The sequence below is a fragment of the Sphingomonas lenta genome (assembly GCF_002288825.1).
Taxonomy (GTDB): domain Bacteria; phylum Pseudomonadota; class Alphaproteobacteria; order Sphingomonadales; family Sphingomonadaceae; genus Sphingomonas; species Sphingomonas lenta.
Genome location: NZ_NSLI01000002.1, coordinates 45,144 through 69,247, shown reverse-complemented (window position 1 = coordinate 69,247; position 24,104 = coordinate 45,144). Strand labels below are relative to the sequence as shown.

At 69.5% G+C, this 24,104-nt stretch carries 27 protein-coding genes and 2 tRNA genes; 13 read left to right on the top strand and 16 right to left on the bottom strand.

Annotated elements, in window-relative coordinates; all coding sequences use genetic code 11:
• Nucleotides 1-32 precede the first annotated feature (32 nt).
• Entirely contained in the window at nucleotides 33-494 is a 462-nt protein-coding gene (locus tag CKY28_RS03520; protein WP_095996980.1) for an EF-hand domain-containing protein, read from the top strand.
• On the opposite strand, the gene trmFO is transcribed toward CKY28_RS03520, so the two are convergent.
• From trmFO to CKY28_RS03505, 3 genes are all read right to left on the bottom strand, one after another.
• On the bottom strand, nucleotides 439-1,815 hold the full coding sequence (trmFO, locus tag CKY28_RS03515; protein WP_095996979.1) for a methylenetetrahydrofolate--tRNA-(uracil(54)-C(5))-methyltransferase (FADH(2)-oxidizing) TrmFO: 1,377 nt from the start codon (nucleotides 1,813-1,815) through the stop codon (nucleotides 439-441). The two genes, CKY28_RS03520 and trmFO, sit on opposite strands and share 56 nt — an antisense overlap.
• A 150-nt stretch (nucleotides 1,816-1,965) precedes the next feature.
• Nucleotides 1,966-2,979: an SRPBCC family protein gene (locus CKY28_RS03510; RefSeq protein WP_245841569.1), complete on the bottom strand. Its 1,014-nt coding sequence runs from the start codon at nucleotides 2,977-2,979 to the stop codon at nucleotides 1,966-1,968.
• A gap of 4 nt (nucleotides 2,980-2,983) precedes the next feature.
• Nucleotides 2,984-3,529 carry a GbsR/MarR family transcriptional regulator gene (locus CKY28_RS03505; protein ID WP_095996978.1) on the bottom strand — a complete coding sequence of 182 codons (546 nt, stop codon included), beginning with the start codon at nucleotides 3,527-3,529 and terminating at the stop codon, nucleotides 2,984-2,986.
• A 159-nt stretch (nucleotides 3,530-3,688) separates the two neighbouring features.
• Between CKY28_RS03505 and CKY28_RS18515 the strand changes: the two genes are divergently transcribed.
• From CKY28_RS18515 to CKY28_RS03490, 4 genes are read left to right on the top strand one after another with little or no spacing between them, the layout of a single operon-like run.
• The gene (locus CKY28_RS18515; RefSeq protein WP_176472943.1) at nucleotides 3,689-4,216 is read left to right on the top strand and encodes a hypothetical protein; all 528 of its coding nucleotides are present in this window, start codon (nucleotides 3,689-3,691) and stop codon (nucleotides 4,214-4,216) included.
• Nucleotides 4,213-4,791, top strand: coding sequence for an OmpA family protein (locus tag CKY28_RS03500; RefSeq protein WP_176472942.1), 579 nt, complete (start codon nucleotides 4,213-4,215; stop codon nucleotides 4,789-4,791). The genes CKY28_RS18515 and CKY28_RS03500 overlap by 4 nt, the downstream gene beginning before the upstream one ends.
• A 10-nt stretch (nucleotides 4,792-4,801) precedes the next feature.
• Entirely contained in the window at nucleotides 4,802-5,197 is a 396-nt protein-coding gene (locus CKY28_RS03495; protein ID WP_095996976.1) for a VOC family protein, read from the top strand.
• Between the two features lie 45 nt (nucleotides 5,198-5,242).
• A complete protein-coding gene (locus tag CKY28_RS03490) occupies nucleotides 5,243-5,635 on the top strand; it encodes a PilZ domain-containing protein (protein WP_095996975.1) in 393 nt (130 codons plus the stop codon).
• Nucleotides 5,636-5,776: 141 nt separating this feature from the next.
• Here the strand turns inward: CKY28_RS03490 and CKY28_RS03485 are convergent, their stop codons facing one another.
• The 4 genes from CKY28_RS03485 to CKY28_RS03470 all read right to left on the bottom strand — a co-directional run bounded on the left by CKY28_RS03485 (nucleotide 5,777) and on the right by CKY28_RS03470 (nucleotide 10,606).
• The gene (locus CKY28_RS03485; RefSeq protein WP_095996974.1) at nucleotides 5,777-6,130 is read right to left on the bottom strand and encodes a DUF952 domain-containing protein; all 354 of its coding nucleotides are present in this window, start codon (nucleotides 6,128-6,130) and stop codon (nucleotides 5,777-5,779) included.
• Nucleotides 6,127-8,931, bottom strand: coding sequence for a DNA gyrase subunit A (gene gyrA, locus CKY28_RS03480; protein WP_095996973.1), 2,805 nt, complete (start codon nucleotides 8,929-8,931; stop codon nucleotides 6,127-6,129). The genes CKY28_RS03485 and gyrA overlap by 4 nt, the downstream gene beginning before the upstream one ends.
• A gap of 236 nt (nucleotides 8,932-9,167) precedes the next feature.
• Complete coding sequence (locus CKY28_RS03475; RefSeq protein ID WP_095996972.1) at nucleotides 9,168-9,848, bottom strand: SDR family NAD(P)-dependent oxidoreductase; 681 nt, start codon at nucleotides 9,846-9,848, stop codon at nucleotides 9,168-9,170.
• Entirely contained in the window at nucleotides 9,845-10,606 is a 762-nt protein-coding gene (locus CKY28_RS03470) for a YaaA family protein (protein ID WP_095996971.1), read from the bottom strand. The genes CKY28_RS03475 and CKY28_RS03470 overlap by 4 nt, the downstream gene beginning before the upstream one ends.
• Before the next feature lie 153 nt (nucleotides 10,607-10,759).
• Between CKY28_RS03470 and CKY28_RS03465 the strand changes: the two genes are divergently transcribed.
• The gene (locus tag CKY28_RS03465) at nucleotides 10,760-12,043 is read left to right on the top strand and encodes a tetratricopeptide repeat protein (protein WP_095996970.1); all 1,284 of its coding nucleotides are present in this window, start codon (nucleotides 10,760-10,762) and stop codon (nucleotides 12,041-12,043) included.
• A gap of 59 nt (nucleotides 12,044-12,102) precedes the next feature.
• Here CKY28_RS03465 and CKY28_RS03460 read toward each other — a convergent pair whose 3' ends face one another.
• Entirely contained in the window at nucleotides 12,103-12,570 is a 468-nt protein-coding gene (locus CKY28_RS03460; protein WP_095997605.1) for an Lrp/AsnC family transcriptional regulator, read from the bottom strand.
• A 179-nt stretch (nucleotides 12,571-12,749) separates the two neighbouring features.
• On the opposite strand from CKY28_RS03460, the gene CKY28_RS03455 reads away from it, so the two are divergent.
• On the top strand, nucleotides 12,750-14,492 hold the full coding sequence (locus CKY28_RS03455) for a sensor histidine kinase (RefSeq protein WP_095996969.1): 1,743 nt from the start codon (nucleotides 12,750-12,752) through the stop codon (nucleotides 14,490-14,492).
• Nucleotides 14,493-15,497: a polysaccharide deacetylase family protein gene (locus CKY28_RS03450; RefSeq protein ID WP_095996968.1), complete on the top strand. Its 1,005-nt coding sequence runs from the start codon at nucleotides 14,493-14,495 to the stop codon at nucleotides 15,495-15,497. It begins immediately after the preceding gene.
• On the opposite strand, the gene CKY28_RS03445 is transcribed toward CKY28_RS03450, so the two are convergent.
• Nucleotides 15,494-16,171, bottom strand: coding sequence for a protein-L-isoaspartate(D-aspartate) O-methyltransferase (locus CKY28_RS03445; RefSeq protein ID WP_095996967.1), 678 nt, complete (start codon nucleotides 16,169-16,171; stop codon nucleotides 15,494-15,496). The two genes, CKY28_RS03450 and CKY28_RS03445, sit on opposite strands and share 4 nt — an antisense overlap.
• A gap of 5 nt (nucleotides 16,172-16,176) precedes the next feature.
• Nucleotides 16,177-16,398 (bottom strand): hypothetical protein, encoded by a 222-nt coding sequence (locus tag CKY28_RS03440; RefSeq protein ID WP_095996966.1) that lies wholly within the window; start codon nucleotides 16,396-16,398, stop codon nucleotides 16,177-16,179.
• Between the two features lie 80 nt (nucleotides 16,399-16,478).
• On the opposite strand from CKY28_RS03440, the gene CKY28_RS03435 reads away from it, so the two are divergent.
• From CKY28_RS03435 to CKY28_RS03425, 3 genes are all read left to right on the top strand, one after another.
• Entirely contained in the window at nucleotides 16,479-17,219 is a 741-nt protein-coding gene (locus tag CKY28_RS03435; RefSeq protein WP_176472941.1) for a protein-L-isoaspartate(D-aspartate) O-methyltransferase, read from the top strand.
• 145 nt (nucleotides 17,220-17,364) lie between these two features.
• Nucleotides 17,365-17,440: transfer RNA gene (locus CKY28_RS03430), tRNA-Ile, on the top strand.
• A gap of 71 nt (nucleotides 17,441-17,511) precedes the next feature.
• Nucleotides 17,512-17,588, top strand: a tRNA-Pro gene (locus CKY28_RS03425).
• A 169-nt stretch (nucleotides 17,589-17,757) separates the two neighbouring features.
• Here CKY28_RS03425 and CKY28_RS03420 read toward each other — a convergent pair.
• The 3 genes from CKY28_RS03420 to CKY28_RS03410 form a co-directional block, all read right to left on the bottom strand.
• Nucleotides 17,758-18,021 (bottom strand): hypothetical protein, encoded by a 264-nt coding sequence (locus CKY28_RS03420; RefSeq protein WP_095996965.1) that lies wholly within the window; start codon nucleotides 18,019-18,021, stop codon nucleotides 17,758-17,760.
• 25 nt (nucleotides 18,022-18,046) lie between these two features.
• Nucleotides 18,047-18,307 carry a hypothetical protein gene (locus CKY28_RS03415; protein WP_095996964.1) on the bottom strand — a complete coding sequence of 87 codons (261 nt, stop codon included), beginning with the start codon at nucleotides 18,305-18,307 and terminating at the stop codon, nucleotides 18,047-18,049.
• Nucleotides 18,308-18,412: 105 nt separating this feature from the next.
• The gene (locus tag CKY28_RS03410) at nucleotides 18,413-19,837 is read right to left on the bottom strand and encodes a M20/M25/M40 family metallo-hydrolase (protein WP_095996963.1); all 1,425 of its coding nucleotides are present in this window, start codon (nucleotides 19,835-19,837) and stop codon (nucleotides 18,413-18,415) included.
• Nucleotides 19,838-19,942: 105 nt separating this feature from the next.
• On the opposite strand from CKY28_RS03410, the gene ettA reads away from it, so the two are divergent.
• Nucleotides 19,943-21,622 carry an energy-dependent translational throttle protein EttA gene (gene ettA / locus CKY28_RS03405; RefSeq protein WP_095996962.1) on the top strand — a complete coding sequence of 560 codons (1,680 nt, stop codon included), beginning with the start codon at nucleotides 19,943-19,945 and terminating at the stop codon, nucleotides 21,620-21,622.
• Nucleotides 21,619-22,461: a DUF1444 domain-containing protein gene (locus CKY28_RS03400; protein ID WP_095996961.1), complete on the top strand. Its 843-nt coding sequence runs from the start codon at nucleotides 21,619-21,621 to the stop codon at nucleotides 22,459-22,461. The genes ettA and CKY28_RS03400 overlap by 4 nt, the downstream gene beginning before the upstream one ends.
• Nucleotides 22,462-22,492: 31 nt before the next feature.
• On the opposite strand, the gene CKY28_RS03395 is transcribed toward CKY28_RS03400, so the two are convergent.
• Genes CKY28_RS03395 through greB form a run of 3 tightly spaced genes read right to left on the bottom strand, consistent with a single transcriptional unit; the run spans nucleotide 22,493 to nucleotide 24,101 of the window.
• Nucleotides 22,493-23,287, bottom strand: coding sequence for an NYN domain-containing protein (locus tag CKY28_RS03395; protein ID WP_095996960.1), 795 nt, complete (start codon nucleotides 23,285-23,287; stop codon nucleotides 22,493-22,495).
• Nucleotides 23,288-23,321: 34 nt separating this feature from the next.
• Entirely contained in the window at nucleotides 23,322-23,570 is a 249-nt protein-coding gene (locus tag CKY28_RS03390) for a hypothetical protein (protein ID WP_095996959.1), read from the bottom strand.
• 48 nt (nucleotides 23,571-23,618) lie between these two features.
• Nucleotides 23,619-24,101, bottom strand: a complete 483-nt coding sequence (greB, locus tag CKY28_RS03385; protein WP_095996958.1) for a transcription elongation factor GreB — start codon at nucleotides 24,099-24,101, stop codon at nucleotides 23,619-23,621.
• Between the last annotated feature and the right edge of the window lie 3 nt (nucleotides 24,102-24,104).

Sequence of the window (24,104 nt, the reverse complement as noted above, 5' to 3'; positions counted from 1 at the left end):
AGGCTCGCCACCGGGCGACAGGGAGCAGGCGCATGTGGTGGCGGTACGCGGTGGGCGGGGCGGCGGTGCTCGCCATGGGCGGGGCGGGCTGGCTCCTGGTCGGCGGCGAGGTGCCCCCGCCAGCCGTATTGCCGACGGCGTCGGCGCAAGTCGCCCCGCCGGCGCAAGAAACGGAGGGCGGCGCGCCCACCCTACCGGAAGCGACCCCGAAGACGCGCGAGGAAAAGCGGTTCGGGCGATATGACAAGGACCGCGACGGCGCGATCACGCGCGACGAGTATCTGCTGAGCCGGCGCAAGGCGTACGCCAAGCTCGACCGCGACGGCGACGGGCGGCTGTCGTTCGACGAGTGGTCGGTGAAGACCACGACCAAGTTCGCGACCGCCGACCGCGACAAGTCGGGGGCGATGAACGCGGCCGAGTTCGCGACCACCGCAGTCAAACGGCGGCCGGCTCGGCGACCGGCCTGTCCTCCGCAGCAGGACGACGGTTGAGGTTATTGGGGCTGAGCCACTCGGCCAGCGCGGCGCGGGCGCGGTCGGTGTACATCTTCTTGCGCTCGGCCTTCTTGGACCGGCCCGGGATGGGCGGGAACAGGCCGAAGTTGACGTTCATCGGCTGGTAGAGCTCCGCGTCCGCTGCACCGGTGATGTGGTTGAGGAGCGCGCCCAGCGCGGTCTCGACGGGTGGCGGCGTCAGCGCCTCGCCCCTGAGCTCCGCGGCGGCGAAGCGGCCGGCGAGCAGGCCGATCGCGGCGCTCTCGACATAGCCCTCGCAGCCGGTGATCTGGCCGGCGAAGCGGATATTGGGGCGGCTCTTCAGGCGCAAGGAGCCGTCGAGCAACCCGGGCGAACGGATGAACGTGTTGCGGTGCAGCCCGCCCAGCCTGGCGAACTCGGCATTCTCCAGGCCGGGGATGGTGCGGAACAGGCGCACCTGCTCGGCGTGCTTGAGCTTGGTCTGGAAGCCGACGATGTTCCAGAGCGTGCCGGACGCGTTGTCCTGGCGGAGCTGGACGACGGCGTAAGGCCAGCGGCCGGTGCGCGGATCGTCGAGGCCGACGGGCTTCATCGGGCCGTAGCGGAGCGTGTCGACGCCGCGCTCGGCCATGACCTCGATCGGCATGCAGCCCTCGAAATAGGGCGTGTCCTTCTCCCAGTCGCGGAACGGCGTCTTCTCGCCGTCGAGCAGGCCCTGGTGGAAGGCGAGGTACTGCTCCTTGGTGAGCGGGCAGTTGATGTAGTCGTGCCCATCGCCCTTGTTCCAGCGCGATTGGAACCACGCCGTTCCCATGTCGATGCTGTCGCGGTGGACGATGGGCGCGATGGCGTCGAAGAAGGCCAGCGCGTCGGCGCCGGTCGCCCGGCCGATGCTGTCGGCCAGACCGGGGGCGGTGAGGGGACCGGTGGCGACGATCGCGAGGCCGTCCTCGGGCAGACTGTCGACGCGCTCGCGGACGATCTCCACGTTCGGGTGCGCTTCGAGCGCGGCGGTCACGCCGGCGGAGAAGCCGTCGCGGTCGACGGCGAGTGCCGAGCCGGCGGGCACGCGGTGGTGGTCGCCCTGGGTCAGGATCAGCGATCCGAGCGCGCGCATCTCCTGGTGAAGCAGACCGACGGCGTTCGACTCCGCATCGTCGGAGCGGAAGCTGTTCGAGCAGACGAGCTCGGCCAAGCCGTCGGTATGGTGCGCAGGAGTCATGTCCCCCGAACCGCGCATTTCGGACAAGCGGACGCGGAACCCTGCCTGGGCGAGCTGCCAGGCGGCTTCCGAGCCGGCGAGGCCGCCGCCGATAATATGGATGTGGTACGTCATGATTCGGCTTAGCTTCTCAATCTTCGCGCCTGTTCGGCAATTCCGTGTCGTCCGACTTGGCTTTTGTTGCGCGGCGGCTCCGGTGCGTCGACAGGCATGAGAAGGCCATGGCAGAGTGCGGCCTTGTAGGACAGCCCGGCCAATTACGTCTCACCGCGCGGCGGGTCGACCCTCCGCCCGCTGCCGGATAACCGCCAGCAGGTTGTTCTCCAGATCGCCGAGGAACAACTTGCCCCACAAGGCGCAGTAGGCGTTCACGGGAGTGCGCATCCAATAGCGTGTCGTGAGTGTCACCCTCGAACCACCGCCCGACAGCGCCTCGACCGCGTAGCCGCCGGTCGTCACGCGAAAATAGCTGCTGTTTGGCGTGAGATGGCGATCGGTGAACGCCCAGGCCGCGACGTCGTCGAAGATGAAGCGCCAGCCGATCCGCTCGTTCGGCTCCCAATCGACGACGCGCTCGCGAAAGCGGATTCTGTGACTCCAAACGGCGTGCCTATCCGCACCCAGGCCATTGCCGATCAGCCGCGCGCCGACCGGGCGCGGAACGCCGATCACGTCCTGCGTGAAATTCCAGCGACCCTCGCCTGGCCGAACGTCGGGCACGCCGCGGAGCAACGGCCAGATCGCCTGGGGAGGCGCGTGCACGACCACCGATCGGCTGACCGTCCTGCTCGCCTCCGGTAAAGGAATGAACGGCTCGACCTGCAACGCGATGACGGGCAGCGCGAGGAGCGCGGCCGAGTAGAAGGCGTCGATGTCGACCTCGGGCCGCCGACGACGGAAGCTGTAGGTGAGCGCGGCGCCCGCCATGCCGCTCAGCAGCCAAAGAGGTGCGAGCATCACGATGCAGATCACGCCTTCCCGCAGGAACGCGGCCGACGCGACGATCGCCGCGAGCGACAGCCAGACGGGGACGAGCAGGTACGCCCCGCGCGACCGCTCGCCCCAGGGGTCGGCGACGTAGGCGACGAACGCCGAAATCGCGCCGGGCAGAATGATCAGAAAGGAGAAGCTGATCAGCCCGCCGTTCGGACGCGTGAACTCCAGGAGCAGGTACACGCCCAGCGCAAAGGCGAGCGCGACCGCGAGGGCTGCGGTGATACGAATGGCTGCGGTCCGTCGACGGCTCGGCGGCGCGAGCATCGGGTCGGAGCGGCCCACCCCGTCAGCTCGCGGCGCGTTGGCCGGGGATGAACCGGGCGACCTTGGAGCCGAGCTTCATCAACGCGACGAGCGTCGGTTTGGGCAGCATCCGCACCTGATCGTACCAACGGGACAGATTTCCCATGAAGTCGTGCATGCGCGTGATGCGCTCGCGCAGGTGGGCGGGGGCGCTCCTGTCGGCCGCGAGGCGGTCGGCGAGCTCGGCCAGGACCTCGAGCGTCGGATCGATCTCGCGCTTCTTGCGCTCGGCGACGATGCGGGTGAGCATGTCCCAGAGGTCCGCCTCCGCGACGAAATGGTCGCGACGGTCGCCCTCGATATGCACGCGGCGGACGATGCCGTAACCCTGCAGGTCCTTGAGGCCCGTCGATACGTTGGAGCGCGCGAGGCCGAGCGTGTCGGAGATCGCCTCGGCGGTGAGCGGCTGGTCGGAAAGGTAGAGCAGCGCATGGATTTGCGACACGGAGCGGTTGACGCCCCATTGCGACCCCATCTCACCCCAGTGAAGGATGAACGTCTTGGCGTCGGGGTGGTCCATGAGGGACATAGTCGCGCGTCCTTTCCGTAAAAACAGAAATATCGGAAGAGGGTGGCGAGGTCAAGCCGTGAACCCCGGTCGGGAACCCCCGTCGCGTTCGCCGTTTCTCTATCGCAACAACAACGGTCGGGAGTGCGTGCTTTGCGAAAAGGTTGGACCGCCTTGCTGATGAGCGCGGCGATGCTGGCGGGATGCGGGCAGCAGCAGGAGCAAGGCGCGGCGGAGGACGTGCTCGCGACGCAGCCGCCCTCGCGGGGTAGCGCCGGCGGCGTGACGCGCACCGAGGTGTCGCCGTCCCCCACGCCCTCGCCTGCGCCGCTGGCGAGCGTGATCCAGGAGCAGCCGGGACCGGAGGGCTCGCGCGTGGCGCTGAACCGCGCCGCGGTGACCGGCGACGTGATGACGGTGCAGCTCAGCTTTAGCGGCGGGACGAGCTGCTGCGGCTACATACCAGTCGATCGGGTCAGCGTGATCGACGACGCCACCGCTCAGCAGATCGGCGTCCTGAAGGACGGGCAGGGCCGCTGGCTCGCCGCTCCGCTGGGCTCGAACGACAAAGAGATCCGCGTGGAGACGAACGAGAGCGCGCCGCAGATCGTCTGGTTCAAGTTCCCCGCGCCGCCGCCCACCAGCCGGACGGTGTCGATCAACATCCCCGGCGTCGGTCCCTTCGACGGCATCCCGGTCACCCGGTGAGACCGCTCCTGCCCGCGCTCGCGCTGGCGGTCGCGGGCTGCTCCGAGCCGTCGCCCGACGGGCAAGCGCAGCCCCCTCCCGCGGCGGCGGTGTCCGCGCCCGAAGCGGATGTGGGCGGCGTCGCGACCACCGGCGGCGGGCTGCGCGGCGAGGTGAGCGCGCTCGCCGCCGATACGGGCGGGCTGAACACGCGGGTGACGGACCTGGGCACGGTGATCGAGCTGCCGGCGGATACGCTGTTCGAGTTCGACAAGGCCGAGCTGACTCCGGCCGCGCAGGAGAACCTGCTCAAGGCCGCCGAGGCGATCCGCCGCGCGCCGCCCGGACCCGTCGCAGTCACCGGCCATACGGACGCCAAAGGGAGCGACGCGTACAACCAGGAGCTCTCGGAGGCCCGCGCGCGGGCGGTGGCCGAGTGGATGCGCGGCCAAGTCGGCGTGCGGCAACGGAGCTTCACCGTCGCAGGCAAGGGCGAGGCGCAGCCCGTCGCGCCCAACGCGCGGCTGGACGGGAGCGACGACGAGGGCGGCCGGGCGCGGAACCGACGGGTGGAGTTGCTCATCCCGAACAGGTGAGGAGGCGGGGATGATCGACCATATGGGGTTCGCTGTGTCGGACATCGCGCGGTCCCGGCGCTTCTACGAGGCCGCGCTCGCGCCGCTCGGCATGGGCGTGATCATGGTGGCGACGCCGGAGCAGACGCAGTCGGGCGGGACGGCGATCGGGTTCGGCAAGACGGACGTGGGCTACCCGTTCTTCTGGATCGGCGACAACGAACGGGTGGGTGAGGGCACGCACGTCGCCTTCCCGGCCGACAGCCGTGCGGCGGTGGACGCGTTCCACGCGGCCGCGGTAGCGGCCGGCGGCGTCGATCACGGCGGGCCGGGGCTCCGGCCGCACTACGGGCCGAACTACTACGCCGCCTTCGTGCTCGACCCGGACGGCGCGAACATCGAAGCGGTGTGCCGCGGCCCGGGATGATCCCGGCAACGTTCCGTTAGGAACCGGCCCGCTACCCTGTCCGGCATGGCCGAACCCGCGACACAGCCCGCCGAGCGCCGGGGCGCAGCCCGCGTCCCCGTCTCCTTCGTGATCACGCTCGACCGGACGGAGACGGCGACCGTGGAGGCGGAGGCGGCGAACATCTCGGCCACGGGCATGTTCGTGCGATCGCCGATCGAGTTGCCGCTCTGGGCGCGGTTCACCGCCGCGCTGCCCGCGGGCAGCTCGCGCGAGGTGCGCGTCGTGCGGCGGGACGGGAACGGGTACGGGTGCCTGTTCCAGGCGCCGCTGGAGGCGGAGGAACTGGAGGCGGTGTTGCGGTCGGAGGAAGCCGTGGCCGGGTTCGACCGGCTACGCGCCGAGGCGGAGGCGCCGCCGCCCAAGCCGCGGGGGTTGTTGGGGCTGTGGCGGCGGTGACATTCTAGCCCTCTCCCGCTCTCGCGGGAGAGGGACAGGCGCGGCACGCGCCAGGGTGAGGGTAGTGCCTGTTGAGGGCGGGCCCTCACCCTGCGGCTGCGCCGCTGTCCCTCTCCCGCGAAAGCGGGAGAGGGTAGGACTTCAGCCCGCCACCGGCAGGCGGACGGTGCCGTCGGCGTTGCGCTGGAGCGGGCTGTAAGCGGTAACCGTCTCCAGCAGCATCGGCTCGTACAGGTGCGGGAAGAGCTGGCCGCCGCGCGACTCCTCCCATTTCACCTTCTCCGACCGGTAGGCGGAGAGATCGACCGCGGCGACGTGGAGGCCGTCCTGGCCGGCGAAATGCTTGTCCACCGTCTCGGTCAGCTGGTCGCAGGTCGACAGGTGGATAAAGCCGTCGCGACGGTCCGCATTCGAGCCCTCGAAGCGGCCGTCGCGCTCGAACGCCTCCATCTCGGCACCGGTCAGGACCTTGTAGACGAGTTCGGGCGCGCTCATTCGTCCTCCTCCCCGCTCTCGTCCCCACTCTCATCGACCCGCTCGGCCATGGTGTGCGGGCTGGTGCCGTCGTCCACGGTCAGCTGCTTGTCAGGGTCGGGCGCTTGCGCGGGCGTGTCACGCACTTCGGCGATGACCTCCTCCTCGGCGGGATCCTCGGCGTCCTCCGCCTCGTCGATGCGGGCGGCGGAGACGACGTGCTCGTCCGCCGCCACGTCGAACAGCCTGACGCCCTGCGTGTTCCGGCCGGTCACGCGCGTGTCGCCGACCGACATGCGGATGAGCTTGGCCTGATCGGTGACGAGCATGAGCTGCTCGCCATTGTGCGAAGGGAAGGAGGAGACCACTGGGCCGTTGCGGTCGGAGGTCACGATATTGGTGATCCCCTGGCCGCCGCGGCCGGTGCGGCGATATTCGTAGGCGCTGGTGCGCTTGCCGTAGCCGTTGGCGGTGACGGTGAGGATGAACTCCTCCGCCTCCTCGAACGCGGCCATGCGCTCCGGCGACAGCGACATCTCGCGTTCGCCCTCCTTCCACGGAGCGGCGCGGAGGTACGCCTCGCGCTCTTCGGTAGTCGCGGCGAAGCCTTTGAGGATGGAGAGCGAAATGACCTTGTCGCCCTCGGCGAGGCTGACGCCGCGCACGCCGGTCGAGGTGCGGCTCTGGAACTCGCGCACGTCGGTCGCGGCGAAGCGGATCGCGCGGCCGCCCTTGGTCGCGAGCAGCACGTCGTCCTCCTCGGTCAGGAGCGCGACGGCGACGAGGCAGTCGTCCGAGCCTTCATCAAAGCGCATCGCGATCTTGCCGTTCGACGGCACGTTGGTGAACGCGTCCATCGAGTTTCTACGCACCGTGCCGTTCGCGGTGGCGAACATGACGTGGAGGTCGCCCCACTTCGCCTCGTCCTCGGGCAGCGGGAGCACGGTCGAGATCGTCTCGCCGGGCGCGAGCGGCAGGAGGTTGATCATGGGCCGGCCGCGGGTGGCGGGACCGCCCTCGGGCAGGCGCCACACCTTCATGCGGTACACCTTGCCGTGCGTGGAGAAGAACAGCACGGGCGTGTGCGTGGAGGTCACGAACAGCTTGGCGATCGCGTCCTCTTCCTTGGTCGCCATGCCGGCGCGGCCCTTGCCGCCGCGGCGCTGGGCGCGGAAGGTGTCGAGCGGCGTGCGCTTGATGTAGCCCTGCATGGTCACGGTCACGACCATGTCCTCGCGCTCGATCAGGTCCTCGTCGTCGATGCCCTCGGCCGCTGCCGCGATCTCGGTGCGGCGCGGCGTCGCGAACTGGTCGCGGACGGCGCGGAGCTCGCCGCGCATGACCTCGTAGAGCTTGGCGCGGTTCGCCAGGATCTCGAGCAGCTCGGTGATGGAGGCGGCGAGCTGCTTGAGCTCGTCGCCGATCTCGTCGCGGCCGAGCGCGGTCAGGCGGTTCAGGCGGAGGTCGAGGATCGCCTTCACCTGCGCGTCGGACAAGCGGTAGGTGTCGCCCTCCACCTCGTGCTCGATCGCCTCGACGAGGCGGATGTAGGGCAGGATCTCCGCGATCGGCCACTCGCGGGCGAGCAGCTTGTCGCGCGCCTCCGCCGGGCTGCGCGAGCCGCGGATCAGCGCCACCACTTCGTCGAGGTTGGTGACGGCGATGACGAGGCCGAGCAGGATGTGGGCGCGTTCGCGGGCCTTGGCGAGCTCGAACTTCGAGCGCCGCGTGATGACCTGTTCGCGGAACTGGACGAACGCCTGGATGATGTCGCGAAGGTTGAGGAGCTCCGGCCGGCCGCCGCGGATGGCGAGCATGTTGGCGGAGAAGCTCGACTGCGCGGGCGTGTGCCGCCAGAGCTGGTTCAGCACCACCTCAGGCGTGGCGTCGCGGCGCAGGTCGATGACGATGCGCACGCCTTCGCGGTTGGACAGGTCGCGGACGTCGGTGACGCCCTCGATCCGCTTCTCCTTGGCGGCCTCGGCGATCTTCTCGACCAGGGCGTTCTTGCCCTGCTGGTAGGGGATCTCGGTCAGCACGATGGAGCGGCGGTCGTTGCGCCCTTCCTCGATCTCGTGGCGCGAGCGGACGATGATCGAGCCGCGGCCGGTATTGTATGCCGAGCGCGCGCCCGCGCGGCCGAGGATGATGGCGCCGGTCGGGAAATCGGGACCGGGAACGATCTCCTGCAGCTCCTCCGCGGTGATCGCGCCGTTGTCGATATAGGCCAGGCAGGCGTCGATCACCTCGCCGAGATTGTGCGGCGGGATGTTAGTGGCCATGCCCACTGCGATGCCGCCCGCGCCGTTGACGAGCAGGTTGGGGAATTGCGCCGGGAGAACCTGCGGCTCGCGTTCCGAGGCGTCGTAGTTGGGCTGGAAGTCGACCGTGTCCTTGTCGAGGTCGTCGAGCAGCGCGCCCGTGACGCGCGCCAGCCGCGCCTCCGTGTAGCGCATCGCGGCGGGCGGATCGGGATCCATCGAGCCGAAATTGCCCTGGCCGTCGATCAGCGGCACGCGCATGGACCAGTCCTGCGCCATGCGCGCGAGCGCGTCGTAGATCGCGCTGTCGCCGTGGGGGTGGTACTTACCCATGACGTCGCCGACGATGCGCGCCGACTTGCGATAGGGGCGATTGTAGGTGAAGCCGCTCTCCGCCGCCGAGTAGAGGATGCGGCGGTGCACGGGCTTCAGGCCGTCGCGCACGTCGGGCAGCGCGCGCGCGACGATGACGCTCATAGCGTAGTCCAGATAACTGGACTTCATCTCGTCGACGATGGAAATGGACTGGATGGGGTCGGCGAGGGCGGTGTCGTCGGCCAAAGGGCAAGCTTTCTTCAGGATCGTTACAGATCGAATATAGGAACGCCGGCCACCAAAGTCACGCGCGCGTACGCGTGCGCGTACGCGCGAGGGAGCGACACCTTAGCCCTCTCCCGCTTTCGCGGGAGAGGGACAGGCGCGGCACGCGCCAGGGTGAGGGCAGTACCTGTCGAGAGCGGGCCCTCACCCTGCGGCTGCGCCGCTGTCCCTCTCCCGCGAAAGCGGGAGAGGGGTGTTCAGGGCGCGACCTCCTTGCCTTCCCAGTCGAACAAGCGGCCGGAGTCGCCAGATTTGAGCCCGTCCAGCACGTCGAGGAGCTGCACGGCAGCGCGGTCGGGGGTGAAGAGACGGCCGGGCTGGACGTTGCCCTGGAACGGCTTGGACAGCCCCGTGTCCACAGTGCCCGGGTGTAGCGCGACCACGATCGACTGCGGGTTGCGGCGCTTCTCCTCGATCGCCAGCGTGCGGATGAGCTGGTTGAGCGCCGCCTTGGACGCGCGATAGCCGTACCAGCCGCCGAGCTTATTGTCGGAGATCGAGCCGACACGCGCGGATAGGGCCGCGAACACCGCGCGGCGGTCGCGCGGCAGGAGCGGCAGGAAGTGCTTGGCGACGAGCGCGGGGCCGATGCTGTTGACGAGGAAGTTGCGCTGGAGCCAGTCGGCATCGAGCTCGCGCCACGCCTTCTCCGGCCCACGCCCGTCGTCGTGGAGCAGTCCGGTCGCGACGAACACCAGGTCGACCCCCGCCGGCACGCGGGAGGCCGCGGCGGTGACGCTCGCCTCGTCGGCGACGTCGATCCGGCGGTCACCCTCGAACGAGCGGGCGAAGGCGTGGACCTCGGCGTCCTCGTCGCGCAACGCCTCGACCAGCGCCGCGCCGATGCCGCCGCTGGCGCCGATGACGACCGCCCTCACGCGCGGACGAACCGGAGGCGGTCGGGCGTGCTCGCCTGGGCGTCATGACGATAGCCGTCCGCGTCGAAGCCGGGGAGCGCGGCCGGGTCTTGGATGCGGTGCTCGACGACCCAGCGCGCCATCATGCCGCGCGCCTTCTTCGCGTGGAAGCTGACGAACCTGGCGTCGGGCCCTTCACGGAAGTCGACCGCGATCACGCCCGCGCCGGCGGGGACGAACTTGTCCACCGCCGCCCAATATTCCTCGCTGGCGAGATTGAGGATCACGCCCGAGCCTTCCGCCCCCAGCTCCTCCCCGAGCGCGCGGGCGATGCGGTCGCCCCACCAGTCGGTCAGCCGGTCGCGACCCGAGCGATCCCCGGGCGCCCAACGCGTGCCCATCTCCAGCCGGTAAGGCCTGATCGCGTCCAGCGGGCGGAGCAGGCCGTAGAGGCCGGACAGCATGCGGAGATGATCCTGCGCATAGGCCACCGCCTCCTCGTCGAGCGAATAGGCGTCGAGACCGACATAGACGTCGCCCGCGAAGGCGAACAGCGCGGGCCGCTCGGGCGCGTCGGCGAAGCCGCGGTAGCGGTCGGCGTTCAGCTTGGCGAGCGCGGGCGAGATCTTAATCAACTCGGCCAAGCGCTTCCGCGACAGGCGCGAGCAGGCCTTGGCGAGCGTTTCCGCTTCCTCCGAGAAGCGGGGCCGGGTGGGCGTGCAGGGCGGCGGCGCGCGCTCGTAGTCGAGCGACTTGGCGGGTGAGATGACGGCGATCATGGTGCGAGGCGCGGGTTAGCGGCGTGCTCGGGCGCGTTCAATCGCGGTTCAGTAGGCTAAGCCTATGGGGCGGATCGCTTGAACGGGGCGGGCGGGGTCGGTACAGCGCCGGCCGTGGTTAAGGCCCCCGCCCACCATCAGGAGAGATCCCGCATGAAGAACGTTTCCACCGCCGTGCTGTCCGCGCTGCTGCTGACGGGCGCCGCCGGCGGCGCGATCGTCGCCGAGCCCGCCGCGGCGCAGAAGAAGAAGGAGAAGGTTCAGCAGCCTAAGCTGAGCCCGGACGTCCTTAAGCCGCTTCAGGCCGCCGAGGCGGCGCTGAAGGTGAACGATTTGGCTACGGCAGAGCCTGCCATCGCCCAGGCTGAAGCCGCCGCGAAGACTGACGAAGATCGTTACTTCGCCGCGGCTTCACGCATCAGCCTGGAGGAGCGCAAGATACAGGCGCAGCGCGCGGCCAACCCGACGGGCGTTATCGACCAGACGCGGCTCGCCGCGCCGCTCGACGTGCTGATCAACTCGCCGCGCACTGATCCCAAGCTGAAGGGGCAGCTGGCGTACAATCGCGGGATCATCTCGTTCAACAGCAAGCAGTATCCGCAAGCCGTTCAGTATTTTACGCAAGCTCAACAGCTGGGCTATACCAGCCCGGATCTGACGTTGCAGATCGCTCAAGCCAAGGAGCGGGCTGGCGACGTCCAAGGCGCGCTGGGAAGCTACGAGGCGGAGATCCAGCGCGCGACCGCGACGGGCCAGAAGGCACCGGAGGAAGTCTACCGCTATGCCCTGGCGCGCGCGATGAAGCAGCCCGGCCAGGCGCTGCCCTGGATGCAGCGGCTCCTGGCGGCTTACCCGACGCAGAAGAACTGGCGCGACATGCTGGTCCTCTACGGTCTGCAGCAGGGCTCGATCGCGACCCTCGACACGCCGCAGAAGATCGACCTGTTCCGTTTGATGGATGACACCAACTCGCTGGCGGACCAGTATGATTACGGCGAGTTCGCGCAGAAGCTGCGCGACCGCGGTCTGCCCGTCGAGGCGCGCAAGATCCTTCAGGAGGGCATCGCCGCCGGCAAGATCCCGGCGGGCAACGCCGAGTACAAGGCGATGCAGTCGGAGATCGCCAAGCTGATCTCCAACGAGGGTCCGCTCGGCCCGCTGGAGACCAAGGCCAAGGCGGCCGGCGACGGCAAGCTCGCCGCGCAGACGGGCGACGCGTATCTGAGCCAGGGCAACAACGCCAAGGCGGCGGAGCTCTATCGCGCCGCGCTGCAGAAGGGCGGCGTGAACGCGGACGAGGTCAATACGCGCCTCGGCATCGCGCTCGCGCGTCAGGGCGACAAGGCCGGCGCCAAGGCGGCGTTCGCCGCGGTGCAGGGCGCGCCGCGCAAGGACCTGGCCGCGCTCTGGTCGCTGCACGTCGATACGACGGCGTAAGCGCCGCGATTTCGATGAGAAGGGAAAGGGGCGGTCCCGCGGGGCCGCCCCTTTCTCGTTCACTCCGCCGTGATGGGGATGCCGGACTCGCTCTTCGCCGTCCGGATCGTCAGCGACGTCTTTACGCTCGCGACGTTGGGCGCGGGCGTCAGATGCGTCGTCAGGATTTCCTGGAACGCGCGCAGGTCGGTGGCGACGATCTTCAGGATGAAGTCGATCTCGCCGTTGAGCATATGGCACTCGCGGACCTCGGGGATCGCGGCGACGTGCGCTTCGAACGCGGAAAGGTCGTGCTCGGCCTGGCTCTTCAGGCTCACCATCGCGAACACGGTGATCGGGTAGCCCAAACGCGTGCCGTCGAGCTCGGCATGGTAGCCGCGGATCGCGCCCATCTCTTCCAGCGCGCGGACGCGCCGGAGGCAGGGCGGGGCGGTCAGGCCGACGCGCTCCGCCAGGTCGACATTGGTCATGCGGCCGTCCGCCTGCAGCAACGCGAGAATCTGCCGGTCGATACGGTCCAACGCCATCGTCACTCCTTGGAACTAGTCTGATCTGAACTAAACTGTCTCTTCAACGTAAGAACATTGCGCGCAAGTGCAATCGTCCCACAATGCGACGTGCCGAAACGGCGCTTTGACCGGGTGAATCGGACGGTTAAGGGTTTCTTGACGCAGGGGTGCGGACCCGGCGCGGCGAGGAAGTTTCATTGCGTTTCGACGACAGCCTCAGGACGGTGCTCAACTCCGACGTGACGACCGGTTTCGGCGCGCGGTCGGCGTGGCGGCAGCTCGTCGACCTGGCCGGTCGGGGCCGCGCGCCGACGGACGAGCCGGTGATCGCGCGCCTACGGATGCTGCGCGAAGTCGTGCCGGCCGAGGTGCGCGCGGCGAGCGCGCGGGGGCTCGCCTATGCGCGGCCGGATGCGCGGCTGGTCGGCTTCTTCGCCGAGGACACGTTGGCGATCGCCGCGCCGGTGCTGCGTACGGCGGAGTTGCCGGCCGTGGACTGGATCGCGCTGCTGCCCAGGCTGTCGCCCGCCCTGCGCTCCGTGCTCCGGCACCGCCGCGATCTGCCGGGCGACGTCGTGCGCGCGCTGGAGAGCTTCGGCTCGATCGACTTCGCCCTGCCGGAGCCCGACGCGCTGGAGCTCCAGCCGGACATGATCGCCGCGCCCGAGCCGGCCACGTCCGCCGAGCCGCTATTCACGCCGCCGCCGAACGTGCCGCTGAGCGAGAGCCCGTTCGTGGCGCTGGGCGAGGTCGCGCGCGGGTTGCCCGTCGTCGCCGAAGCGCTGGCGCGTACCGAGCCGGAGACGGCGCCGCCCCCGCCGCCGACGGACGGCTTCGCGATCTCCGACCTCGTCGCCCGCATCGAGGCGTTCCGCCGCCGGCGTGAGGAGGAGCCCGCCGAGAGTGCGGAGCCCATCGATGACAAGCCCGAGCGCTTCCAGTTCGAGACGGACGCGACCGGCGCGATCATCGGCGTGCAGGGCGTCGCGCGCGGGCCGCTGGTGGGCTTGTCGATCGCGCATGCGGGCGTGCAGGGCATGGCGCAGATCGACGGCGTCGCGACGGGTGCGTTCCGACGCCGCTCCCGCTTCGAGGACGCGCGGTTGGAGGTAGGCGGCGCGTCCACCGCGACGGGATCATGGCGGCTGAGCGCCGTTCCGACCTTCGATCCGGCGACGGGTCGCTTCACGGGTTTCCGCGGCACCGGCCGCCGGCCCCGCGCCGACGAGAGCGCCGCGCCGATCCGGCGCGCGCCGTCGCCGGACTCGCTGCGCCAGCTCGTCCACGAGCTCCGCACGCCGACCAACGCCATCGCCGGGTTCGCTGAGCTGATCGAGAGCGAGTTGTTGGGCCCCGTACCCGAGACGTACCGGGCGCAGGCGGGCGCGATCAGGACGCGCGCCGCCGACCTGCTCGCCGCGATCGAGGACTTGGACACGGCCTCGCGCATCGAGATGGGGGCGCTGGAGCTCCGGCCCGGCCCCATACTACTCCAGCCGTTGATCGAGCGCGTGGTCGGCGACCTCGCGCCGCTCGCGGGCATGCGCGGCGTCCGCGTGCTCGTCGATGCGGACGACGGCGCGCGCGCCCTGGCGGACGACCGCGCGGCGGAGCGGCTGCTGGGCCGCCTGCTCGCGACCTTGGTGTCGGCGGGCGTAGCGGGCGAGACGATCCGCGCCTCCGTCTACGCCAACCCGTCGAGCGTCGAGATCGCGGTGGATCGCCCGCGCGCGCTGGTCGACCTCGACGCGGAGGCGCTGCTCGCGCTGGACGGTGGCGACGAGGAGGGCGCGCCGCTGCTCGGCACCGGCTTCGCGCTCCGGGTCTCGCGCAATCTCGCGGGTGAGCTAGGCGGGGGGCTGGAGTTCGGGCCCAAGCGCTTGACTTTGCGGCTGCCCGCCGCCGTAGATCGTTCGATGGAGCACGCGACGACGTCTTGAGTGGCTGACCGCGCGCAGCCCTATCGCGAGCCGCCGCCGGCCGCCGACGCGCTCGTGCGCTGGCCGGATCGGTGGGGAACGCGCTTCCTGCTGACGGTCGATGTCGAGGAGGAGTTCGACTGGGGCGCGCCGCTCGATCGGGCGCAGCGCTCCACGACGGCGATGCGGGCCTTTCCGGACGCGCACCGCCGCTTCGCCGATCAGGGCGCGCCGCTCACCTGCCTCGTCGATCATCCGATCGCGACCGACCCGGCCTCGGTCGAGGTTTTGCGGGAGGTGCTCGCGGACGGTCGGTCGGCGATCGGGGCGCAACTCCACGCCTGGGTCAATCCGCCCTTCGAGGAGGAGCGCCGGGCGGGAGACAGCTTTCCGGGCGCACTGCCGGAGACGCTGGAGGCGGCCAAGCTCGACCGACTGACCGACGCCATCGCCGGGGCGTTCGGGACGCCGCCGCGCATCTATCGCGCGGGCCGCTACGGCATCGGGCCGAACACCCGGCGGCTGCTGCGCGAGCGTGGCTATCTCGCCGACAGCTCGGTGCGGGCGCACTACAGCTATGTGGGGGAGGGCGGGCCGGACTTCGGCGCGGTCGGCAACCATGCCTATCGCGTCGACGGCCTGCTCGAACTGCCGCTCACCACGGTGTTCACCGGGCGGGCGCGGGCGGCGGGCGCTCGGCTGTTCGGGCCATTGGGCATGCTGCCGAGGGGGAGGGGCGTCGCGGCGCGGTCGGGCCTGCTCTCGCGCGTGGCGCTGACGCCCGAGGGCATGCCGCTCGCCGATGCGCTCCGGGCGGTGGACATAGCCGTGGGCGACGGCGTGCGGTTGCTCGTCTTCTCCTTCCACTCGCCCTCGCTCGCGCCGGGGCACACGCCCTATGTGCGCGACGCGGAGGACCTCAGGCGTTTCTGGGCGTGGTGGACCGCGATGTTCGCGCGGCTGGAACGGCTAGGCGTCCGCGCGGCGTCGCTGGACGAGGTGCTGGCGGCGGCCGATCAGGTCTAAGGCCCGGTCTCCAGCTCGGTGAACTGGACCAGCATCACCTCGGCGGCGGCGACCTCGTCGTCGCTCGTCCGCTCGACGCGCGTGAGCTTCTGCGCGCCCTTGTCGCCGATGGGCAGCACCATGCGCCCGCCTACCTCCAGCTGGCCGGCGAGCGTCGACGGCATCTCCTTGGCGGCCGCGCTGACCAGGATGGCGTCGAACGGCGCTTGGTCGGGCCAGCCGCGCGAGCCGTCGCCGACGCGGAGCGTGACGTTGGTCTTGTCGAGCGAGCGCAGCCGTTGCGCGGCGGCGACGACGAACTCCTCGACGACGTCCACGCTCCACACCTCGCCGGCGAGGTCGGCGAGGAGCGCCGTCTGGTAGCCCAGGCCCGTGCCGACCTCGAGCACGCGGTCGCCCGGCCGGAGGTCGAGCAGGTCGATCATCAGCGCCGACATGAAGGGCTGCGAGATCGTCTTGTCGAACCCGATCGGCAGCGGCCGGTCCTGATAGGCGAGCGCGCCGAGCTGGGGCGGGACGAACAAGTGGCGGGGCAGCGACAGCATCGCCCCGCGCAGCCGCTCATCCATGCGCGGCCGGCTCGTGTCGTCGCCCGTCAGCTCGTACTCGATGTCAATCACCTCGACCATGTGCCGCCGGAGCGTGGCGAGATGGTCTTCGGTGAGGCCCTTCACGTGGCTCAGCTCCCGTTCGCGACCGACTCGGCGGCGTTGTCGGCGGGACCCGACGCGCCGTCGTTCACGCCGTTGTCGGTCATGTCGGCGCCGGGCGCACCGGTTGCGCCGAACGGATCTTCGGCGACGCTGTTCGCCTCCGTCCGACGGTCGTCCTCGCCGCCGCCGCACGCCGCGGCCGTGAGCAGCAGCGCGAGAGGGGCCGTCCGCTTGAGCTTCGCCATCATCCGTCTCCTGCTTTTCCGTAGAGCGTTCGGCTCCCACGCCGGTTCCGTACGGCACCGCGGGCCCGTGTCGGGCGTTGAACATGCCGGAGCCGAACGTGACGCTGGAACAGATCATCGCCGGCATCGGAGCGGCGCTGCTGCCGGCCGCGGCCATGCAGGGCTACGAGGCCGAGCGCGCGGCGATGATCGCAGCCGTCCGCTCCACCGCCGCCGCGGCGGGCGTGCGGGACAGGGCGCGGATCTCACCCGCGGTGCTCGACGCGTTGCGGGCGGTGCCGCGGCACGAGTTCGTTCCGCCGGATCTACGCGGACGCGCCTACGAGAACCGGCCGTTGCCGATCGGCGAGGATCAGACGATCTCTCAGCCCTATATCGTCGCGCTCATGACCGACCTGCTGGAGCCGCGGCCCGGCCATGTCGTGCTCGAGGTAGGCACCGGGTCGGGTTATCAGGCGGCGGTGCTGTCGCGGCTCGTGCGACGGGTGCACAGCGTCGAGATCGTCGAGCCGCTGGCGCGCTCGTCGGCGGCCCGGCTCGCGCGGTTGGGTTACGCAAACGTCGAGGTGCGGCACGGCGACGGCTATGCCGGCTGGCCGGAGCGCGGGCCGTTCGACGCGATCATCGTGACCGCCGGCGCCGACCACGTCCCGCCGCCGCTCGTGGAGCAGCTGAAGCCGGGCGGGCGCATGGTGATCCCGGTGGGGCGGGGCGACCAGGAGCTGCTGCTGATCGAGAAGCGGGCGGACGGGACGGTGCGGCGGCGCTCGGTGTTGCCGGTCGCGTTCGTACCGTTCACGCGGGCACCGGGCGGCTTGCGCTAGCAGCTAGCGCAAGACTCGCCCAAGCCCGGCCGGCCTCGCCTTGCGAGGGTCGACGACGCGGCTTCGCCGCGGCGCTGGCGGACGCCGGACCGTGTCGAAGCGCTCTTCTGTCCTGCAACGATTTCAGCTAGTCCGGCCGCCGGTGGGGCCTGTAGCTCAATGGTTAGAGCTGGCCGCTCATAACGGCTAGGTTGCGGGTTCGAGTCCTGCCGGGCCCACCAACATACCGGGCAGCACCGGCTAGGCTAGTTGCGCGTCAAGAACAGCTTCGCTACCTGCGTCGGTGCTTGGCCGGGGAGTGGCGCAGTCTGGTAGCGCGCTTGCTTTGGGAGCAAGATGTCGCAGGTTCGAATCCTGTCTCCCCGACCATTCCAGACGGCTTCGCCATAGAAGAAGGGCGCTCCCGCGAACGGAAGCGCCCTCAAACCACCTACCCGGAGAAGCGCCGCGGCGGAGCCGCGTCGTCGGTTGCGAGCGGACTCGCGCCGGCCGAGCTTGGGCGAGTCTTGCGCTACGCGGTAGCGCAAGCCGCCCTGCGCTAGAGATTAGCGGCGACGTCCTCGGCGACGTCGCGGACATTCTCCGCGACGTCCTCGAGGTTCTCCGACGCACTCTCGATCGCCGCGGCCGCGTTGGCGTCGGCCGCGTTCTCGGCCAGCGCCTCCATGTTGTCGGCCTGCGCCTCCAGTTCGGCCGCGAGGGCGTCGGCGTTGTTGATCACCGCCGCTTCCTCGGGCGACCGGGAGCACGCCGCGGCGGCCAGAAGGCCGGCCGCGGCGAGCGCGATCGAGAGCGTCCTCATGTCCGGGCTCCTCGGACCGCGCGTCTTAGTTGACGTCGGTCTGGTTGTCGGCGTTCTCTTCGACGTTGTCGGCGGCCGCCTCGGTGTTCTCGGCGGCGTTCTCCAGCGCGTCCTCGGCGTTCTCGGTGGTCGCGTTCTCGGACGCGGCCTCGAGGTTGTCGGCGGCCGAGTGCAGGTTGTCGGCGCGCGCCTCGGCATTGGCCTCGGCGTTCTCGGCCTGCTGCGAATTGCAGGCGGCGAGCGACATCAGGCCGGCGGCGGCCACGGCGAAAGCGATCTTCTTCATGAGCAAACTCCCAAGTCTCGACTCGCAAGGAGCCCCCGCTCGTTGCGATGAGCTCTGAATACCCTACCAAATCAGTAGGTCAAGAGGTTCTGCCACTTTTTCGCCTTATTTGGCGACCGGCACCGGGCCGAGCTCCTCGGGCGCATAGGCGACCACGGCCAGCATCGCCGTCCAGGCCGCCACATTTTGGCGCAGCTGCTCCTTGTCGACGCGCTCCAGCGTGTCGTCGGGCGTGTGGTGGATGTCGAAATAGCGCTCGCCCGACTGGTTGAGATCGACCGCCGGCGTGCCGAGCGCGAACATGGGGCCGACGTCCGCGCCGTCGCCCGCCCTGCCCGTGCCGCGGCTGATGCCAAGCGGCGAGAGCGCCGCGCCGAGCCTGTCGGTTACCGCCTTCGCGCCGGGCAGGAAGTTGGTCTCGAAACGCCAGATGCGGTCGGCGCCGAAATCCGATTCGGCGGCGGTGTCGTGTCGCTCACCGCCATGCGCCTGGGCGTAGGCGCGGCCGCCGAACACGCCGACCTCCTCCGCGCCGAACCACACGACGCGGATCGTGCGCCGGGGCCGCCGGCCGGAGTCCATGATGCGCTTGGCCGCCGCCGTGGTGATGCCCAAGCCCGACGCGTCGTCAATCGCGCCCGTGCCGAGGTCCCAGCTGTCCAGGTGCCCGCCGATCAGCACCACGCCCGCGTTCCGGTCCGTGCCGGGGATCTCGGCGACGACGTTACCCGACTCGCCCCGGCCGAGCTGGCGCGGGGTGAGCACCAGGCGCATCGTAACCGGCTTGCCGCGCGCGGCGATGCGTTCGAGCTGATTGGCGTCGGAATGCGACAGCGCCGCCGCCGGGATCGGCTGGACGCCGGCGGGGAAGTTGGTCCCGCCCGTGTGCGGCAGCCGCTGCTCGTCGGTGCCGATCGAGCGGATCACCACCGCGACCGCACCCTTGCGTGACGCGATCGCCGGGCCTGCGCGCCGCGCGACGCCGTACGCGCCGTAGCTGGAGCCGTCCTGCGTCGGCGCCATGTCGTGGCCGATATAGGCGATTTTGCCGCGCAAGGACCCGTCGGGCGCGGCGAGCAGGTCGTTATACTCGCGGAACACAACCACGGGCGCGGTGATCCCTTGCGGAGGGGTCGCGGCCGAGTTGCCGAGCGCCGTGAGCTCCAGCTTCTGCGGGAAGGGCGCGGTGATCTCCGCCGTCTCCTGCCCACGCACCCACACGGGCATGGTGAACGGCTCCACGCGCACGTTCCTGAAGCCGAGCGCCTTCAGCTTGGCGACGGCCCAGGTCCGCCCGCGCGCCTCCGCCTCCGTCGCGGCGAGCCGCTGGCCAACCTCGGTCGTCAGCCCTTCCGTGATCTCGTACGCCAGATCGTCCTGAAGCGCCGCATCGCGGAGCTTGGCGACGAACGGGTCGACCTTGATCGGAGTTGGCGGCGGCGAGGGCGCGGCGGGCTGCGTGATGGCGGGGGTTTGCGCGGCGAGCGGGGCGGCGAGCGCGGCCGCGGCGAGCAGGGCGAATCTCTTCATGCATCAGTGGTTACGGGGCCGTCCCCGGTTTGCCAACGGGCGGACGCGCGACTACATGGCGGCGACTTTCCGGAAACCCTGAACCAACGGAGCGACCGCGCCGCCATGGCCGTCCAGTACACCTACGTCATGAAGGGTCTGACCAAGACCTTCCCGGGCGCGAACAAGCCCGTGCTCAACAACATCCACCTGCAGTTCATCCCCGGCGCCAAGATCGCGATCATCGGCCCGAACGGCGCGGGCAAGTCGACGCTGATGAAGATCATGGCGGGCATGGACCCGGACTTCACCGGCGAGGCCTGGCCCGCCGAAGGCGTGCGCGTCGGCTATCTGGCGCAGGAGCCGCAGCTCGATCCGAGCAAGAACGTCATCGAGAATGTCCGTCAGGGTGCGAAGGACGTCGCCGACCTGGTCGACCGGTTCAACGCCATCTCCGCTGAGATGGGCGACCCCCAGGACGACACCGACTTCGACGCGCTGATGGAGGAGATGGGCGATCTCCAGGCCAAGATCGACGCGGTGGACGGCTGGACGCTCGACAGCCAGCTCGAACAGGCGATGGAGGCGCTGCGCTGCCCGCCGTCCGACGCCGACGTGTCCAAGCTCTCGGGCGGCGAGAAGCGCCGGGTAGCGCTGTGCCGGCTCCTGCTCGAAAAGCCCGACATCCTGCTGCTCGACGAGCCCACCAACCACCTCGACGCCGAGAGCGTCGCGTGGCTAGAGAACTTCCTGAAGGAGTATGCGGGGAACGTCATTCTCGTTACCCACGACCGCTACTTCCTCGACAACGTCGTGAACTGGGTGCTCGAGCTCGATCGCGGCCGCTACTACACCTACGAGTCCAACTACTCGGGCTACCTTGAGAAGAAGGCCAAGCGCCTGGAGCAAGAAGAGCGCGAGGAGGCGGGCCGCCAAAAGGCGATCGCCGACGAGCTCGCCTGGATGCGGCAGACGCCGAAAGCCCGCCAGTCAAAGTCGAAGGCCCGTATCCGCGCTTTCGACGAGCTGATGGAGAAGCAGGAGAACCGCGTCGCGGGCAAGGCGCAGATTCTGATCCAGCTGCCTGAGCGCCTCGGCGGCAAGGTGATCGAGGCCAAGGGCCTGACCAAGAGCTACGGCGACAAGCTGCTGTTCGAAGGCCTCGACTTCACGCTACCGCCCGGCGGCATCGTCGGCGTGATCGGCCCCAATGGTGCGGGCAAGTCGACGCTGTTCAAGCTGATCACCGGGCAGGAGCAGCCCGATGCGGGCACGATCGAGATCGGCACCACCGTCAAGCTCGGTTATGTCGACCAGTCGCGCGACCACCTGGACGCCAACAAGAACGTCTGGGAGGAGATCTCGGACGGGCTGGACGTGTTCCGCTTCGGCAAACAGGAGCTGGGCACGCGCGCCTATGTGGGCGCGTTCAACTTCCGCGGGCCCGACCAGCAGAAGAAGGTCGGCCAGCTCTCGGGCGGCGAGCGCAACCGCGTGCACATGGCCAAGATGCTGAAGGAGGGCGGCAACGTCCTCCTGCTTGACGAGCCCACCAACGACCTCGACGTCGAGACGCTGCGCGCGCTTGAGGAGGCGCTGGAGACGTTCGCCGGCTGCGCCGTGGTCATCAGCCACGACCGCTTCTTCCTCGACCGCCTGTGCACGCACATCCTGGCGTTCGAGGGCAACAGCCATGTCGAGTGGTTCGAGGGCAATTACGAGAGCTACGAGGAGGATAAGCGGCGTCGCCTGGGCGACGCGGCGGATCGGCCGACGCGGTTGGCGTACAAGAAGCTGACGCGTTGAGGGCCGCTGCGCTCGTCGCGGCGCTACTGCTCGGCTATGCTGAACCCGCTCCCGCGCAGACGCTGCGGGAAGCGGAGTTCCGCGATCGCTTAGCTTCGGCCGTCGCCAAGAAAACTGGGCAGCCGACATCGATCGTCGACGAGCATACGTTCAAGGGCAAGAAGGCGAACGGAGAGGAACTCACCTTCTTCATCGACAACGCTTACGCCTCCTATCTCGCCGACCCGAGCGAGCTGGACGCGATCCTGCAGCGTTTCGCGTCCGTCCTGTCGGCCGCCGACGAGGGCGCGGATGCGATCGATCAGCTCGTCGTCTTGGTCAGGCCGAGCGACTATCTGAAGGCCAGCGTTTCGCCAGGCGCGAAGCTCGACCAATTCATTACCCCTCGACCGATGGCGGGCGATCTGTCCTTCTTTCTCGCCGTCGACTCGCCGGAAACGATCCGCACGGCGAGCAAGGACGACCTGAAGCGCTGGGGTGTGAACGAGGAGACTGCCTGGGCGCGTGCCGCGGCAAACATCAAATTGCGTGTTGGACCTTTGGCGCAGGTTCGGCTTTCCAACGAGAACGGCGTCTTAGGTTTCACCGCCGATAGTGGGTTAGCTCCCAGCGTGCTGGCTGACCCAAGCTTTTGCGGTCCTAAAACTCCCAACGGCGTTGCGGGTCAGGTCGTACTCGTGCTGGCGCGTGACACGTTCCTGTACGCGCCAGCCGAAGACCGGGAGCTCATGATCCGCTTCTGGGACGCGGTCGAGCGGGAGACGGCGGCCGGTCGATCGCTGTCGAACACGCCGATCACGTGTAGAGCCGGTAAATGGGTGAGCGTCCCAAAGCCCTAGCGGTCGGACGTGAGCTGGCGTGGATCAATGCTCACCGTACTCGCTTCACCCAAAGCCCGTTCTCCCGCCGCTCGACGCGGAACTGGTCCACCGCCTCGATCAGGTCGGACAAGCGTTTGAACCCGTAGTTGCGCGCGTCGAAGCTGGAGCGGTTGCCAGCTAGCTGGCCCATGGCGGAGAGGTTAGCGTAGCCCTTCGCGTCCTTCTTGACCGAGTCGTAGGCATCGAAGAGCAGCTTCAGCAGCTCCGGGTCTTTGCCTGGCGCGAGCTTGGCCTTGATCGGCGGAGGAAGCGCATCGCCTAGCGGGTGCGGCTCGGGTTCGAGCTCAGCGGGAGCGGCCGGGGCGGCCGCGGCGGGCGGCGGAGTGGGTTGCTCCACCTGCGGCTCGGCGAGCAGCGCGGCGACGTCGATGAAGCGCGAGCAGGCGTTGCGGAACGCCTCGGGAGCGCGGCTGGTGCCGAAGCCGTAGACGGGCAGGCCTTCCTGGCGCAGCCGCATCGCGAGCGGCATGAAGTCGCTGTCCGACGACATGATCCCGAACGCGTCGATGCGGCCGCGGAACATGAGGTCCATCGCGTCGATCGTCATCTTCATGTCGGTCGCGTTCTTCCCCTTGGTGAGGTCGAACTGCTGCTGAGGCTCGATGCCGAAGCTCACCAGCTTCTCGCGCCAGCCCCCCAGGCCGGGCTTGGACCAATTGCCATAGGCGCGGCGTACGTTGACCGTCCCGAGCTCGGCGAGAACGGTCAGCACGGGGTCTATCGCGGAGGGCTGGGCGTTGTCGGCGTCGATCAGCAGCGCGACGTTGCGGGTGGGCTCGGACATGGGCCCACCCTGTACGCGCGCTTGAGTGCCGGCGTCACCCCGTCATGTCGCGCGGCTTGCCCGAGGCGCGGCGCTGGTCGTGGTGGATGTCGTCGTCCTTCTGCGGGCGGACGCGGGATTCCGGATCGGTTACTGCGGCGAGCTCGGCCTGGCTCGCCACGTCGGCAGCGATTCCGTGGCCGCTCGCGTTCGAGTGGCCGGGCGTGGGCAGGTCGGCCGCGGCCTCGATGATGTCGCTGTCGTCGTTGTCGCGCGCGGCGGTGGTGCGGGGGTTCTCGGCCATGATGCTCTCCTTCGCCGGAGAGAACGGGCGTCCCCGCGCCCGCGTTCCTCATTCCGCCGGGTAGGCGACGGCGATCACCTCATATTCCCGCTCGCCCGCGGGCAGGTTCACGCGCCGGAGGTCGCCCACGCCGGCACCGCGCAGCGCGCGGGCGATCGGGGCGTTCCAGCCCACAAGCCCCGCGCCCGCGTCCGCTTCGTCGTCGCCGACCAAAGTCAGCGTGCGCTCGTTATCGTCCTCGTCGGCGACCGTTACCGTCGCGCCGAACCAGATGCGCGAGCGGTCGGCCTGCTTGGCGGGATCGACGACTTTGGCCGCCTTCATCCGCTTCGATAGCCAGCCCAAGCGTCGGTCGATCTCGCGCAGGCGCTTGCGGCCGTAGATATAATCGCCGTTCTCCGACCGATCGCCGTTGCCGGCGGCCCAGCTGACGGTCTCGACGATTTGCGGCCGCTCGGTCGCGAACAGCCGGTCGTACTCGGCCCGGAGCGCGGCGAAGCCGGCGGGGGTGATATAGTTGGGACGGTCCATCGC

Excerpts from the sequence above, each read along its gene's own strand:
- CKY28_RS03465 (WP_095996970.1), top strand. The coding sequence starts at position 10,760 with ATGAAGAACGTTTCCACCGCCGTGCTGTCCGCGCTGCTGCTGACGGGC.
- CKY28_RS03420 (WP_095996965.1), bottom strand. The coding sequence starts at position 18,021 with ATGAGGACGCTCTCGATCGCGCTCGCCGCGGCCGGCCTTCTGGCCGCC.
- CKY28_RS03440 (WP_095996966.1), bottom strand. The coding sequence starts at position 16,398 with ATGATGGCGAAGCTCAAGCGGACGGCCCCTCTCGCGCTGCTGCTCACG.
- CKY28_RS03460 (WP_095997605.1), bottom strand. The coding sequence starts at position 12,570 with ATGGCGTTGGACCGTATCGACCGGCAGATTCTCGCGTTGCTGCAGGCG.
- CKY28_RS03520 (WP_095996980.1), top strand. The coding sequence starts at position 33 with ATGTGGTGGCGGTACGCGGTGGGCGGGGCGGCGGTGCTCGCCATGGGC.
- CKY28_RS03435 (WP_176472941.1), top strand. The coding sequence starts at position 16,479 with ATGCCGGAGCCGAACGTGACGCTGGAACAGATCATCGCCGGCATCGGA.
- trmFO (WP_095996979.1), bottom strand. The coding sequence starts at position 1,815 with ATGACGTACCACATCCATATTATCGGCGGCGGCCTCGCCGGCTCGGAA.
- CKY28_RS03505 (WP_095996978.1), bottom strand. The coding sequence starts at position 3,529 with ATGTCCCTCATGGACCACCCCGACGCCAAGACGTTCATCCTTCACTGG.
- CKY28_RS03410 (WP_095996963.1), bottom strand. The coding sequence starts at position 19,837 with ATGAAGAGATTCGCCCTGCTCGCCGCGGCCGCGCTCGCCGCCCCGCTC.
- ettA (WP_095996962.1), top strand. The coding sequence starts at position 19,943 with ATGGCCGTCCAGTACACCTACGTCATGAAGGGTCTGACCAAGACCTTC.
- CKY28_RS03395 (WP_095996960.1), bottom strand. The coding sequence starts at position 23,287 with ATGTCCGAGCCCACCCGCAACGTCGCGCTGCTGATCGACGCCGACAAC.
- CKY28_RS18515 (WP_176472943.1), top strand. The coding sequence starts at position 3,689 with ATGAGCGCGGCGATGCTGGCGGGATGCGGGCAGCAGCAGGAGCAAGGC.
- CKY28_RS03415 (WP_095996964.1), bottom strand. The coding sequence starts at position 18,307 with ATGAAGAAGATCGCTTTCGCCGTGGCCGCCGCCGGCCTGATGTCGCTC.
- CKY28_RS03490 (WP_095996975.1), top strand. The coding sequence starts at position 5,243 with ATGGCCGAACCCGCGACACAGCCCGCCGAGCGCCGGGGCGCAGCCCGC.
- greB (WP_095996958.1), bottom strand. The coding sequence starts at position 24,101 with ATGGACCGTCCCAACTATATCACCCCCGCCGGCTTCGCCGCGCTCCGG.
- CKY28_RS03495 (WP_095996976.1), top strand. The coding sequence starts at position 4,802 with ATGATCGACCATATGGGGTTCGCTGTGTCGGACATCGCGCGGTCCCGG.
- CKY28_RS03390 (WP_095996959.1), bottom strand. The coding sequence starts at position 23,570 with ATGGCCGAGAACCCCCGCACCACCGCCGCGCGCGACAACGACGACAGC.
- CKY28_RS03470 (WP_095996971.1), bottom strand. The coding sequence starts at position 10,606 with ATGATCGCCGTCATCTCACCCGCCAAGTCGCTCGACTACGAGCGCGCG.
- CKY28_RS03485 (WP_095996974.1), bottom strand. The coding sequence starts at position 6,130 with ATGAGCGCGCCCGAACTCGTCTACAAGGTCCTGACCGGTGCCGAGATG.